This window comes from Streptomyces sp. NPDC029466 (assembly GCF_055574515.1).
Window position 1 is genome coordinate 132,534 of the sequence record NZ_JBVHZH010000010.1, and the last position, 12,487, is coordinate 145,020.

Sequence of the window (12,487 nt, forward strand, 5' to 3'; positions counted from 1 at the left end):
GTGAGCGCATGATGTCAGTCACCGACACGACATCCGGGTGGGGTGACGGGAATCACAGGGGCGGGAAACCGGCTGGAATCGACCGGCTCCCGGGCATGTCGTACCGCCGGTAACAGGCAAGCGGGCGGGGCCTGTTCACGCCGTGCGCCGGAACGGCCCGATCGGGCCCGGGCGTCGCCCTGACGGCCGGGCCCGGTCCGAGCTCCGCCATAACGGCCGGGCCGGCGAGCTCTACGGGACCGCCCCTACGGGACGCGCTCCTCGTCCTGCCGCTCCGCGGCCGGTCCGTCCCGGCCGGGCAGCCCGCCGGCCACGGCCGGGCCCGCCACCGGAGGGGTGGGCCGCGGACGGAGCCTGCGGTAGCCGGCGAACGCCACCAGCGCGGCGAGCAGACCGGCGGCCCCCGGCACCAGATAGCCCCGGGCGGCACCGGCGGCGTCCACCACCCAGCCGGCCGCCGACGAACCCAGCGCGACGCCCACCGCCAGACCGGTGCTGGTCCAGGTCATGCCCTCGGTCAGCTTCGACCGCGGGACATGTTCCTGGATCAGCGCCATCGTGGTCACCATCGTCGGGGCGATGGACAGCCCCGCGACGAACAGCGCGACGGCCAGCAGCGGCAGGGAGCCCACCAGTTGCAGCGGCACCATGCTCACCGCCATCGCGCAGACCCCCACCACCCACCGCCGCGACGCATGCCCCTTGAGGTGCAGCAGCCCGAAGACGGCACCGGCCAGACAGGAGCCCAGGGCGTAGACCGCCAGCACCAGGCTGGCCGCGGCCTTGTGCCCGACCTCCTCGGCGAAGGCCACGGTCACCACATCGATCGCCCCGAAGATCGCGCCGGTCGCCACAAACGTCACCACGAGCACCTGCAGCCCCCGTGAGCGCAGCGCCGACCCCTTGGTGTGCTGCTCCCGCGGATGCGGCACCGGTTCCGTGGCCCGCTGGGCCGTCAGCCAGAACACCCCGGCGGCCAGGAAGACGGCGGCCAGCAGCGGTCCGGCCTCCGGGAACCACGCGGTGGACAGGCCGATGGACAGGATCGGCCCGAAGATGAAGCACGCCTCGTCGACGATCGACTCCCAGGAGTACGCGGTGTGCAGCTCGCGCGGGGAGCCCCGGTAGATCTCCGCCCAGCGCGCCCGGATCATCGAGCCGACGCTCGGCACACACCCCGCACAGCCCGCGAAGACGAACAGCAGCCAGTCCGCCCAGCGCTGCTGCGCACTCAGCAGCAGACCGGCGACCGCGGCGATCGAGACCAGGGTGGCCGGGCGCAGCACCCGGCTCTGCCCGTGCCGGTCCACCAGCCGGGAGATCTGCGGGCCGAGGACCGCGGCGGACAGTGCGAGGGTCGCGGAGAGCGCGCCCGCCAGGCCGTAGCGGCCGGTGAGCTGGGAGACCATCGTGACGATGCCGATGCCCATCATGGACAGCGGCATCCGGCCCAGGAGTCCGGCGGCGGAGAACGACTTGGTGCCGGGGCGGCCGAAGATGGCGCGGTAGGGACTGGGCAACGAGGATGCTCCGCCGGTGAGGACCGAAGATCGGTAAGGGATGTCTTGAGCCGATACAGCTTACGGGCGGTGTCCGCTGGCCGCCTCCGGTTTTCGGGGCGCGCGGGAGCCGCCGGCCGGGCCCGTGCCGGGGCCTGCCCCTCGCCCCCGTGGGAAGGGTGGCAGGATCGATGGCATGCCCGAACAGCGTGATCCCAGCCCCTATGACGCCCTGCTGCTGCTGTCGTTCGGCGGCCCCGAAGGCCCCGACGACGTGGTCCCGTTCCTGGAGAACGTCACCCGTGGCCGTGGCATCCCCCGTGAGCGTCTCAAGGAGGTGGGTCAGCACTACTTCCTGTTCGGTGGCGTCAGCCCGATCAACGCCCAGAACCGGGAGCTGCTGGACGCGCTGCGCAGCGACTTCGCCGCACACGGCCTGGATCTGCCCGTCTACTGGGGCAACCGCAACTGGGCGCCCTACCTGACCGACACCCTGCGCACCATGGTCCAGGACGGCCACCGCCGGATCGCCGTCCTGGCGACCAGCGCCTACGCCTCGTACTCGGGCTGCCGCCAGTACCGCGAGAACCTCGCCGACGCGCTCGCCGCCCTGCGGGCCGAGGGCCTGCCGGTGCCGCAGGTCGACAAACTGCGGCACTACTTCAACCACCCGGGCTTCCTCCGCCCCATGATCGACGGGGTACTGGCGTCGCTCGCCGGACTGCCCCAGGACGTACGGGACGGCGCCCACCTCGCCTTCACCACGCACTCCATCCCCACCGCCGCCGCCGACACCTCCGGCACCCCCGGCGACCACACCCGGGACGGCGAGGGCGGCGCCTACGTCGCCCAGCACCTGGACGTGGCGCGGACGATCGCGGACGCCGTGCGCGCGGAGACCGGGGTGGCGCACCCCTGGCGGCTCGTCTACCAGTCCCGCAGCGGCGCCCCGCACATCCCGTGGCTGGAGCCGGACATCTGCGACCACCTGGAGGAGCAGCACGCCGCGGGCGTCCCCGCCGTCGTCATGGCCCCCATCGGGTTCGTCTCCGACCACATGGAGGTCAAGTACGACCTCGACACCGAGGCCACCGCCAAGGCCGCCGAACTGGGACTGCCGGTCGCCCGGTCGGCCACCGTGGGCGCCGACCCCCGTTTCGCCGCGGCCGTCCGTGACCTCCTCCTGGAGCGCGCGGCCGCCGAACGGGGCGACACCCCGGAGCGCTGCGCCCTGGGGGCCCTCGGCGCGAGCCACGACCTGTGCCCGGTCGGCTGCTGCCCCGCGCGCGCGGCGCGCCCGGCGGCGGCCGGCGCCGACTGGCGGGGCCCGGTCGCCGAGGCCCCCGCGTAAGCCCGTACGCCCGCCCGACCACCGCTCGTCCGAGCAAGGAGCATCGTGCCCGATCAGCAGCACTCCGACGCCCCGCAGACCGACCCGGCACAGACCGCGGCGCTGTACGACGAACTGCTCGACATCGCCCTGGAGGCCGCCCGCCGCGCGGGGACACTGCTGCGCGACGGCCGGCCCGCCGACCTGGGCGTGGCCGCCACCAAGTCCAGCCCCATCGACGTCGTCACCGAGATGGACATCGCCTCCGAGAAGCTGATCACCGGCTTCATCGGGGAGCACCGCCCCGACGACGGCTTCCTGGGGGAGGAGGGCGCCAGCACCGACGGCACCAGCGGCGTCCGCTGGGTCATCGACCCCGTCGACGGCACCGTCAACTACCTCTACGGCCTGCCGTCCTGGTCCGTGTCCATCGCGGCGGAGAAGGACGGCGAGGTGGTCGTCGGGGTCGTCGCCGCCCCGATGCGCGGTGAGACCTACCAGGCCGTCCTGGGCCGTGGCGCGTTCAACAACGGCGAGCCCATCCGGCACCGGCCCGCCCCGCCGCTCTCCCAGGCACTGCTCGGCACCGGCTTCTCCTACCTCGCCGAGCGCCGGGCGGCCCAGGCCGAGGTGCTGCGCACGCTGGTGCCGCAGGTCCGTGACATCCGGCGTGGCGGCTCGGCCGCGATCGACCTGTGCGATGTGGCCTGCGGCCGGCTCGATGCCTACTACGAGCGCGGCCTGAACCCCTGGGACCTGGCCGCCGGCGCCCTGATCGCCCGCGAGGCCGGTGCGCTCACCGGTGGCCGCCCCGGCCGGGAGGCCGCCCTGGAGCTGACCCTCGCCGCCTCGCCGGAGCTCTTCGCGCAGCTCCAGCCGCTGCTGGACGAGCTCGGCGCCTGGCACGACTGAGCGGACGCCCGTCCGGGCACGACAGCGCCCCGGCACCATCCCCTGGATGCCGGGGCGCTGTCGTCATACGCGGCGGAGCGGTCAGGCGCTGACCGCTCCCAGGCGCACACCGTGCTCGTTCGCCAGCCGCTGAAGATCTTCAAGCTCTGCCTGCTCGACCTCGGCGAGGAAGTCATCGCCCGCAGCACGGGCCCGGTCCAGATCGGCTTCGGTGTTCTGTATGCGCTGCAAAATGCCTGCGGTGAAAGCGTCCATGTGCGCCCCCTCGTCGTGGGTCGGTGGGCACGGGGTGTGCCGACGGGTGGGTCGATCACGGCGTGATCCCTGCGATGGAGCAGTCCATGGCAAGTAGCCGAAGAAACAGGGCGTGATCGCGGGTGTGCAGTCGTCCTCCCCACCCGCCACCTCAGCAAAACCTCAACCCGCCCAGGAATCCTGACCGTCCGGCCCCCGGCCCCGCCCGCCGGCCACCCCACACCCCTCTTACCGCCGGTTTACGGCTCTTCGGGGCAGGATGGAAGAGCTTTCGGACAGAGTTGTACCCGCCCGTAAGGGCCCTGAGGAAGGACTAGCGACGTGCGTGTTCTCGTCGTCGAGGACGAGCAGCTGCTCGCCGATGCGGTGGCCACCGGACTACGCCGGGAGGCCATGGCGGTCGACGTGGTCTACGACGGCGCTGCCGCTCTGGAACGGATCGCGGTGAACGACTACGACGTCGTCGTCCTCGACCGTGACCTGCCGGTCGTCCACGGCGATGATGTCTGCCGCAAGATCGTCGAGCTGGGGATGCCCACCCGTGTCCTGATGCTCACCGCCTCCGGCGACGTCAGCGACCGCGTCGAGGGCCTGGAGATCGGTGCGGACGACTACCTTCCGAAGCCGTTCGCCTTCACCGAGCTGACCGCGCGGGTGCGGGCCCTGGGGCGGCGTACGACCGTCGCGCTGCCGCCCGTCCTGGAGCGGGCCGGGATCAAGCTCGACCCCAACCGGCGCGAGGTCTTCCGCGACGGCAAGGAGGTCCAGCTCGCACCGAAGGAGTTCGCGGTGCTGGAGGTCCTGATGCGCAGCGAGGGCACGGTCGTCTCGGCCGAGCAGCTCCTGGAGAAGGCCTGGGACGAGAACACCGACCCGTTCACCAACGTCGTCCGGGTCACGGTCATGACCCTGCGGCGCAAGCTCGGCGAGCCCGCGGTGATCGTCACCGTCCCCGGCTCGGGATACCGGATCTGACCGGCGATGCCTTCCCTGCCCTCGTTCTCCAAGACGGCCGGCCCGCCGCCGGCCACTCCGCCCAAGCCCACCTGGGACCCCCGGCCGGTCAACGTCCGGCCCTTCCCGTGGCTGCGCCCGACCATCCGGATACGGCTGACGCTGCTGTACGGCGGCATGTTCCTGATGGCCGGCATCGTGCTGCTGACGATCATCTACATGCTGGCCGCTGACGCGCTGCACGACGGCAGTGCGCTGCCGCTGAAGATCCTCGGCGGCAAGTTCGAGTCGACCAGCGACATCTGTGACCTGCCCACCCAGACGTCCGGGCAGCTGCTCCAGGAGGCCGTCAACAGCTGTCTTCAGCATCAGCGGGCGGTGGCCCTCAACAGCCTCCTCAACCGCTCCCTGCTGGCCCTGCTCGGCCTGACGGTGGTGGCGTTCGCTTTTGGTTATGCGATGGCGGGGCGGGTGTTGTCGCCGTTGGGGCGGATTACGCGGACGGCGCAGCGGGTGGCGGGTTCGGATCTGCATCGTCGGATCGAGTTGGGTGGTCCGGATGATGAGTTGAAGGAGTTGGCGGACACGTTCGATCAGATGCTGGACCGGTTGGACCGGGCGTTTGAGTCGCAGCGGCGGTTTGTGGCGAATGCGTCGCATGAGTTGCGGACGCCGTTGGCGATCAATCGGACGTTGTTGGAGGTGCAGCTGGCGGATCCGGCGGCGTCGCCGGAGCTGGCGCAGTTGGGTAAGACGTTGTTGGCGACGAATGAGCGCAGTGAGCAGTTGGTGGAGGGGTTGTTGCTGCTGGCGCGCAGTGAGAACCGGGTGGTGGACAAGAAGCCGGTGGATGTGGCGGAGGTGGCGGCGCAGGCGGTGGATCAGACGCGGGAGGAGGCGCATGCCAAGGGGGTGGAGTTGCGTGGGGTGCGGCAGCAGGTGTTTGTGCAGGGGAATGGTGTGCTGTTGGAGCGGATTGCGTTGAATTTGGTGCAGAACGCGGTGCGCTACAACGTGGCGGAGGGGGGTTGGGTGGAGGTGGTCACCGAGCCGCAGCCGGGGTGTGCGGTGTTGGTGGTGGCCAATACGGGGCCGGTGGTGCCGGCGTATGAGGTGGAGAATCTTTTCGAGCCGTTCCGGCGGCTGCGGACCGAGCGCACCGGTAGTGACAAGGGTGTGGGTCTGGGGTTGTCGATCGTGCGGTCGGTGGTGCGGGCTCATGACGGGAGCATCACCGCGCAGCCCCGTGAGGGCGGCGGGCTGATCATGCGGGTCGTCCTCCCGCTCTGACGCAGGCCGGAGCGCGGTTGTACGCCTGCTGGAGCCCCTGTACGCCCCCGTGAGCAGGCATCGGACATCTGTGCGTACGATCGCTCCTCTCGCGGCCGTATGCCGCCTCGCCTCCCGGTTTGACGAGAAGGGGGGTCGGCGTGGATCCTTCGCCCCGAGTTCGCTTTGCGCGGAATTGAACCGGTCCGCCTGCCGGTCTTTGCGTGTGTGATCCCTCACAGCCGCGAAATTCCAGCCATCTACGCTCCGTGATCAAAATACCCGTCGGAATGCCGGGGAAGTCCGGGTTTCCGGGGGGTCAGATCACGGGAAGTACAGGTGGTGGGCTGCGCGAGGTGCGACTTTCGGACCGTGTACGGTCCTGATCGCCATCCAAACCGATCACCTCTTCAGGGGTGCGGTTGGGTGTCGATTGAGTAACAGACCTTGATGTGAGGCAAAATCTCCGCCTCAGGTCGGGCACAAGTCCGGCCTCTCACGCGTTACGAGCGCTGAGACACCGCAGACACCCAGAGGGGGAGAGCGAAAATGGCTACGGATTACGACACCCCACGCAAGACCGACGACGACCTCAACGAGGACAGCATTGAAGAGCTGAAGTCGCGGCGGAACGACAAGTCCGCCTCGGCCGTCGACGTCGACGAGTTCGAGCAGGCCGAGGGCCTGGAGCTGCCGGGCGCGGACCTTTCCAACGAAGAGCTCGCGGTGCGCGTGCTGCCCAAGCAGCAGGACGAGTTCACGTGCATGAGCTGCTTCCTGGTCCACCACCGCAGCCAGCTGGCCGCCGAGGACAAGAACGGCAACCCGATCTGCCGCGACTGCGCGGCCTGAGAACGGTCTGCGCCGTGGCAGGCGTGAACCCGTTCCGTAAGGGACCCAAGGGCGCCGAAGGACCGGCGGCCGGCGCACCATCACGCGAGGAAACCGCGCCCGCGCCCGCCGACCCGACCGCCCTCCCCGCGGAGCGGACGACCGGTGCACTGAAGGGGCGAGGCCGCACGGCCTCGCTCGCGGCCGTGCTCGGTCGCGGTGCCGGCGTCGGGGTGCGGGCAGGGCTCGCCGTGATCGCCGACCGGATCATCGACCTCGCCCCGCGGATTCCGGTCCGCGACCTCGCCACCCTGCGCGCCCAGTTCCCCGGACTGACCCCCGAGGACCTGGCCGACAAGCTCGTCGCGGGCGCCTGCAAGGGCACCGCCACCGTCGGAGCGGGCGTCGGCGCGGCCGCGATGCTGCCCGTACCGCCCGCCATGCCGGCCGAGCTGGCCGCCGAGGTCACCGGCGTCGCCTCGGTCGAGATCAAGCTGATCGCCGAGCTGCACGAGGTCTACGGCCTGCGGCCGCCGGGCAATTTCCGGCAGCGGGGGATGGCCTATCTGATGGCCTGGACCGAGGAGCGGGGCATCGATATCGCGAAACCGACCTCGCTGAACTTCGCCCTCGGCATGCAGATGCGGCGCGAACTGCGCCAGCAGATCATGAAGCGCACGCTGCGCAATCTCCCCAACCTCATCCCGTTCATGATCGGCGCCTCCGTCGGCGCGTTCATGAACCGCAGGGACACCCGGAAGCTCGCGGACAAGGTCCGTAAGGACCTGCGCACGAAGCAGGTCCCCTGGGAGACGCTCCCCGACTCCGCCCCGGCCGCCGGCACGGACGACGCGGACCCCGGCCGGCCCCCGCTCCCGCCGGGCGCCTGATACGAGCCGGAAACCGCAGGTCAGCCGCGTGCGGCCGTCAGCGCCGCCACCAGACGCTCCGGCTCCCGCGTCGAGAGATAGGCGTACGGCGTCGGGTCCTCGGGGTCGGTGATCTCCACCCGCACCGCGGTACGGATATAGCCGCGCAGCAGCATGAACGCCCGGGCGTCGGCCTTGTGCGTACGCCACGCCAGCGCCTCGTCCGCGTCCAGCACCCGGGCCTCGCCCAGCGCCGTCGCCGGGATCTTCGCGTCGCCGGCGATCAGCGCACCGCCCACCACCCGGATCCGCGCCGAGCCGTACCCGCTCACGCCCACCGCGGCCAGCGCCGCGCCGCCGATCAGCCCGCCGAGCATCGGCAGCGTCCCCAGGGGCAGCAGCATCAGGGCACAGGCGACGCCGGTCAGCGCGGCGATCACCCACCAGGACCGGGGCGCGGTGAGACGTTCTTCGTACGACTGCATGGCTCCAGCTTGGCACGGCGGCGCGGGCCCGCTACGCGCGCGGGTAGGGTCTGCACTCGTGAGTGGAACTGACGAACCCAGGGCGCGGCTGACGCCACCGACGGACGCCGTCGCTCCGGTCCGGCATGCCGAGGCGCCGGCACCCGGAGAACTCCTCGGCGCGCACTACGACCGGTGCTTCGGCTGCGGCACCGGCCAGCCCCACGGTCTGCACCTGGAGGCGCGGGCCGGGGACGGCGTGAGCGTGACCGCCGAGTTCACCGTCAAGGAGGCCCACCAGGGCGCGCCCGGTCTGGCGCACGGCGGAGTGCTGGCCACCGCGCTGGACGAGACGCTCGGCTCGCTGAACTGGCTGCTGCGGGTGATCGCGGTGACGGGCCGCCTGGAGACCGACTTCGTACGGCCGGTCCCCCTGGGCACCGTGCTGCACCTCGACGCGCGGGTCACCGCCGTACACCGCAGAAAGATCTACTCGACGGCCGTGGGGCGCATAGGCGGCCCGGACGGCCCGGTCGCGGTGCGTGCCGAAGCCGTCTTCATCGAGGTGAAGGTCGACCACTTCATCGACAACGGCAGGACCGAGGAGATCCAGGCGGCGATGGCCGACCCGGACCAGGTCAAACGAGCGCGTGCCTTCGAGGTGAACCCGTGAGTCAGGTACGGAATCCGGTAGATGTGCTGCTGCGCCGGCTGGATCCGGACGTGCCCGTTCCGTCGTACGGACATCCCGGCGACGCGGGCGTGGATCTGGTGACCACCGAGGCCGCCGAGCTGGCGCCGGGGGAGCGCACCGTGCTGCCCACCGGGGTGTCGATCGCGCTGCCCGACGGCTACGCGGCCTTCGTGCACCCGCGGTCCGGGCTGGCCGCGCGGTGCGGACTGGCGCTGGTGAATGCCCCCGGGACGGTCGATGCCGGGTACCGTGGAGAGATCAAGGTGATCGTGGTCAATCTGGACCCGCGCGAGCGCGTGCGGTTCGAACGATTCGACCGGATCGCCCAACTGGTCGTCCAGCAGGTCGAGAAGGTGCGCTTCCACGAGGTGGCGGAACTTCCCGGCTCGGCGCGGGCCGAGGGGGGATTCGGTTCCACCGGCGGTCATGCGGCGGTGGGCGGCTCCACGGGCGGGAATGAATACGCATCGGTCGGTGCCGACCGGGAAGGACAGTGACGTGTTCGGACGTCGCAAGAAGAACGAGGCTCCTGAAGAGTCGGCCAAGGACACCACGCTCGCCGACGAGCGAGCGGTGAGCGACGCCGACGAGGAAGAGGCGGAGCAGCAGCGGCTCAGCCTTCCGCCCGCGCCGCGTCCCGACGGTCCCTGGGACGCGTCGGAGGTCTCCGAGCCCGGCGAGGGCCGGGTGGACCTCGGCGGGCTGTTCGTGCCCGGTGTCGAGGGCATGGAACTCCGGGTGGAGGTCGCCGGTGACGCCATCGTCGCCGCGACCGTGGTGCTTCAGGACAGCGCCGTACAGCTACAGGCCTTCGCCGCCCCCAAGAACGAGGGGATCTGGGGCGAGGTCCGCGAGGAGATCGCCGCCGGCATCACCCAGCAGGGCGGGGTCATCGACGAGGTCGAGGGCCCGCTGGGCTGGGAGCTGCGTGCCCAGGTACCCGTACAGCTGCCGGACGGCACCAACGGGGTGCAGGTCGTGCGCTTCATCGGCGTCGACGGCCCCCGGTGGTTCCTGCGCGGTGTGATCTCCGGCCAGGGCGCGGTGCAGCCGCAGGCCGCTGGCGTGCTGGAGCACATCTTCCGGGACACCGTGATCATCCGCGGCGATGCCCCGATGGCGCCCCGCGACCCGATCGTCCTGAAGCTGCCGGACGACGCCCAGATGGTGCCGGACGGTGTGCAGCAGGAGCCGGTCGAGCAGTCGCGCTTCGGCGGCGGTGTGGAGCGTCTGGAGCGCGGACCGGAGATCACCGAGATCCGCTGACCCCACCCGGCGGCCGGGCGGCGCGCAGGCGCCCGGGGACGGCCGGAACATGACGGTCACCAGGGCCCGTACTCCCCGATGGGGGGTGCGGGCCCTTCCGTTTGTGCAGGTCAGGTCGTGGTGCGTAAGAAAGCCGTCAATGGAGCGCTAATGGCCGTAAGGGAGGCGTCAACAGCGGTCACAAGGGGCGCGAGCGGCGCTTTGCTCTAGGGGTCCTGTCCGCCCCGTCCCTCTAGGAGCACACGATGGCCGACGTGGCCTTCGTCGTCGTCACGATCGCGGTCTTCGCGCTGGTGGCCCTCGTCGCCAAGGGGGTGGCGAAGCTGTGACCGCCGAAAACATCGTCGGCCTGATCGTGGCCGTCGCCCTGCTCGGCTATCTGGTCCTCGCCCTCGTCTTCCCGGAGAGGTTCTGAGGTGTCGACTGCTGCTGCCGCGGCGGGCCAGATGAGCCCCGTTCTCGCAGGCGTGCTCCAGCTGACCGCGCTCATCGCGGCGCTGGCCCTGGCCTACCGTCCCCTCGGCGACTACATGGCCGCCGTCTACAGCTCTCCCCGGCACCTCCGTGCCGAGAAGGTCATCTACCGCTGCATCGGTGCCAACGCGGATGTCCAGATGCGCTGGCCGGCCTACCTGCGCAGCGTCCTGGCGTTCTCCGCTGCGGGCGTGCTCTTCCTCTACCTGCTCCAGCGCCTCCAGGGCGGGCTGCCGCTGTCCCTCGGCTTCGCGTCGATCAGCCCCGACCAGGCGTTCAACACCGCGGCCTCCTTCGTCGCCAACACCAACTGGCAGTCCTACAGCGGCGAGCAGGCCATGGGCCACGTCGTACAGACCGCCGGCCTCGCGGTGCAGAACTTCGTCTCGGCCGCCACCGGCATGGCCGTCGCCATCGCCCTCGTCCGCGGCTTCGCACGCACGCGGACGGGCGAACTCGGCAACTTCTGGGCCGACCTGGTCCGCGGCACCGTACGGGTCCTCGTCCCGATCGCCGTGATCGGCGCGCTCGTCCTCGTCGCCTGCGGCGCCCTCCAGAACTTCTCCGGCATCCATGAGGTCGGCCAGTTCATGGGCGGCTCCCAGCAGACCAACGGTGGTGCGGTCGCCTCCCAGGAGGTCATCAAGGAACTGGGCACCAACGGGGGAGGCTACTTCAACGCCAACTCCGCCCACCCCTTCGAGAACCCCACCGCCTTCACCAACCTCTTCGAGATCTTCCTGATCCTCGTCATCCCCTTCGCGCTGACCCGCACCTTCGGCAAGCTCGTCGGGAATGTGAAGCAGGGCTACGCCGTCCTCGCCACGATGGGCGTCATCTGGCTCGGCTTCACGGCGCTGATGATGTGGACCGAGTTCGCCCACGGCGGCCCGGCACTGGAGGCCGCGGGCGCCGCCATGGAGGGCAAGGAGACCCGCTTCGGCGTCGGCTCCTCCGCGATCTTCTCGGTGGCCACCACGCTCACCTCCACCGGTGCGGTCGACTCCTTCCACTCCTCGTTCACGGCCTTCGGCGGCGGCATCCAGCTGCTCGGCATGATGCTGGGCGAGATCGCCCCCGGCGGCGTCGGCTCCGGCCTCTACGGCATGCTGGTGATGGCGATCATCGCGGTGTTCATCGCCGGTCTGATGGTGGGCCGGACCCCCGAGTACCTCGGCAAGAAGATCGGCACCCGCCAGATCAAGCTGGCCGCCTGCTACATCCTCATCACCCCGACGCTGGTGCTCGGCTTCACCGCCGCCTCGATGGTGCTGCCGGACGCACTGGGCTCGATGCTCAACACCAAGGCGCTGGGCGCCGGTTCGCACGGCTTCTCCGAGGTGTTGTACGCCTTCACCTCCGGCGCCAACAACAACGGCTCCGCATTCGGCGGCCTCAACGCCAACACCCCCTGGTACAACACCACGATCGGTCTGGCGATGCTGCTCGGCCGCTTCCTGCCGATGGTGTTCGTGCTCGCCCTGGCCGGCTCGCTCGCCGAGCAGCAGCCCGTCCCGGAGACCGCGGGCACCCTCCGTACCGAGAAGCCGCTCTTCGCCGGGCTGCTCGTCGGCACGATCCTGATCATCACCGGTCTGACCTACTTCCCGGCGCTGGCCCTCGGGCCGCTGGCGGAGGGTCTGTCATGACCGCCCCCGTGAAACCGGAGG

At 70.7% G+C, this 12,487-nt stretch carries 14 protein-coding genes; 11 read left to right on the plus strand and 3 right to left on the minus strand.

Annotation, left to right across the window (positions count from 1 at the left end):
• Window positions 1-245: 245 nt before the first annotated feature.
• Window positions 246-1,520, minus strand: coding sequence for an MFS transporter (locus ACZ4XD_RS11340; protein WP_468040656.1), 1,275 nt, complete (start codon window positions 1,518-1,520; stop codon window positions 246-248).
• 175 nt (window positions 1,521-1,695) lie between these two features.
• Between ACZ4XD_RS11340 and ACZ4XD_RS11345 the strand changes: the two genes are divergently transcribed.
• Together ACZ4XD_RS11345 and ACZ4XD_RS11350 are read left to right on the plus strand one after the other, a co-directional pair.
• Window positions 1,696-2,850 carry a ferrochelatase gene (locus tag ACZ4XD_RS11345; RefSeq protein ID WP_468040658.1) on the plus strand — a complete coding sequence of 385 codons (1,155 nt, stop codon included), beginning with the start codon at window positions 1,696-1,698 and terminating at the stop codon, window positions 2,848-2,850.
• A gap of 45 nt (window positions 2,851-2,895) precedes the next feature.
• Complete coding sequence (locus tag ACZ4XD_RS11350; protein ID WP_468040660.1) at window positions 2,896-3,741, plus strand: inositol monophosphatase family protein; 846 nt, start codon at window positions 2,896-2,898, stop codon at window positions 3,739-3,741.
• A gap of 81 nt (window positions 3,742-3,822) precedes the next feature.
• Here ACZ4XD_RS11350 and ACZ4XD_RS11355 read toward each other — a convergent pair whose 3' ends face one another.
• The gene (locus ACZ4XD_RS11355; RefSeq protein ID WP_181018680.1) at window positions 3,823-3,996 is read right to left on the minus strand and encodes a hypothetical protein; all 174 of its coding nucleotides are present in this window, start codon (window positions 3,994-3,996) and stop codon (window positions 3,823-3,825) included.
• Between the two features lie 321 nt (window positions 3,997-4,317).
• Between ACZ4XD_RS11355 and ACZ4XD_RS11360 the strand changes: the two genes are divergently transcribed.
• From ACZ4XD_RS11360 to ACZ4XD_RS11375, 4 genes are all read left to right on the plus strand, one after another.
• Complete coding sequence (locus ACZ4XD_RS11360; protein WP_006602630.1) at window positions 4,318-4,971, plus strand: response regulator transcription factor; 654 nt, start codon at window positions 4,318-4,320, stop codon at window positions 4,969-4,971.
• Window positions 4,972-4,977: 6 nt separating this feature from the next.
• Entirely contained in the window at window positions 4,978-6,240 is a 1,263-nt protein-coding gene (locus ACZ4XD_RS11365) for a sensor histidine kinase (RefSeq protein WP_468040663.1), read from the plus strand.
• Window positions 6,241-6,768: 528 nt separating this feature from the next.
• A complete protein-coding gene (locus ACZ4XD_RS11370) occupies window positions 6,769-7,071 on the plus strand; it encodes a DUF4193 domain-containing protein (protein ID WP_016575747.1) in 303 nt (100 codons plus the stop codon).
• Window positions 7,072-7,085: 14 nt separating this feature from the next.
• A complete protein-coding gene (locus ACZ4XD_RS11375) occupies window positions 7,086-7,940 on the plus strand; it encodes a hypothetical protein (protein WP_468040667.1) in 855 nt (284 codons plus the stop codon).
• A gap of 20 nt (window positions 7,941-7,960) precedes the next feature.
• Here the strand turns inward: ACZ4XD_RS11375 and ACZ4XD_RS11380 are convergent, their stop codons facing one another.
• Window positions 7,961-8,404 (minus strand): DUF3093 domain-containing protein, encoded by a 444-nt coding sequence (locus ACZ4XD_RS11380; RefSeq protein WP_468040669.1) that lies wholly within the window; start codon window positions 8,402-8,404, stop codon window positions 7,961-7,963.
• 58 nt (window positions 8,405-8,462) lie between these two features.
• On the opposite strand from ACZ4XD_RS11380, the gene ACZ4XD_RS11385 reads away from it, so the two are divergent.
• From ACZ4XD_RS11385 to kdpA, 5 genes are all read left to right on the plus strand, one after another.
• A complete protein-coding gene (locus ACZ4XD_RS11385; protein WP_235470522.1) occupies window positions 8,463-9,056 on the plus strand; it encodes a PaaI family thioesterase in 594 nt (197 codons plus the stop codon).
• Window positions 9,053-9,574, plus strand: a complete 522-nt coding sequence (dut, locus tag ACZ4XD_RS11390; RefSeq protein ID WP_042159747.1) for a dUTP diphosphatase — start codon at window positions 9,053-9,055, stop codon at window positions 9,572-9,574. Before ACZ4XD_RS11385 ends, dut begins: the two co-directional genes overlap by 4 nt.
• A gap of 1 nt (window position 9,575) precedes the next feature.
• Window positions 9,576-10,343 (plus strand): DUF3710 domain-containing protein, encoded by a 768-nt coding sequence (locus ACZ4XD_RS11395; protein WP_468040672.1) that lies wholly within the window; start codon window positions 9,576-9,578, stop codon window positions 10,341-10,343.
• A gap of 325 nt (window positions 10,344-10,668) precedes the next feature.
• A complete protein-coding gene (kdpF, locus tag ACZ4XD_RS11400) occupies window positions 10,669-10,758 on the plus strand; it encodes a K(+)-transporting ATPase subunit F (protein ID WP_055544543.1) in 90 nt (29 codons plus the stop codon).
• A 31-nt stretch (window positions 10,759-10,789) separates the two neighbouring features.
• Entirely contained in the window at window positions 10,790-12,466 is a 1,677-nt protein-coding gene (gene kdpA, locus ACZ4XD_RS11405; protein WP_468040723.1) for a potassium-transporting ATPase subunit KdpA, read from the plus strand.
• The last annotated feature ends 21 nt before the right edge of the window (window positions 12,467-12,487 follow it).

What these genes read in the sequence shown, in the direction of transcription:
- ACZ4XD_RS11345 (WP_468040658.1), top strand. Translation starts at nt 1,696, where the DNA reads ATGCCCGAACAGCGTGATCCCAGCCCCTATGACGCCCTGCTGCTGCTG.
- ACZ4XD_RS11355 (WP_181018680.1), bottom strand. Translation starts at nt 3,996, where the DNA reads ATGGACGCTTTCACCGCAGGCATTTTGCAGCGCATACAGAACACCGAA.
- ACZ4XD_RS11365 (WP_468040663.1), top strand. Translation starts at nt 4,978, where the DNA reads ATGCCTTCCCTGCCCTCGTTCTCCAAGACGGCCGGCCCGCCGCCGGCC.
- ACZ4XD_RS11370 (WP_016575747.1), top strand. Translation starts at nt 6,769, where the DNA reads ATGGCTACGGATTACGACACCCCACGCAAGACCGACGACGACCTCAAC.
- ACZ4XD_RS11380 (WP_468040669.1), bottom strand. Translation starts at nt 8,404, where the DNA reads ATGCAGTCGTACGAAGAACGTCTCACCGCGCCCCGGTCCTGGTGGGTG.
- kdpA (WP_468040723.1), top strand. Translation starts at nt 10,790, where the DNA reads ATGAGCCCCGTTCTCGCAGGCGTGCTCCAGCTGACCGCGCTCATCGCG.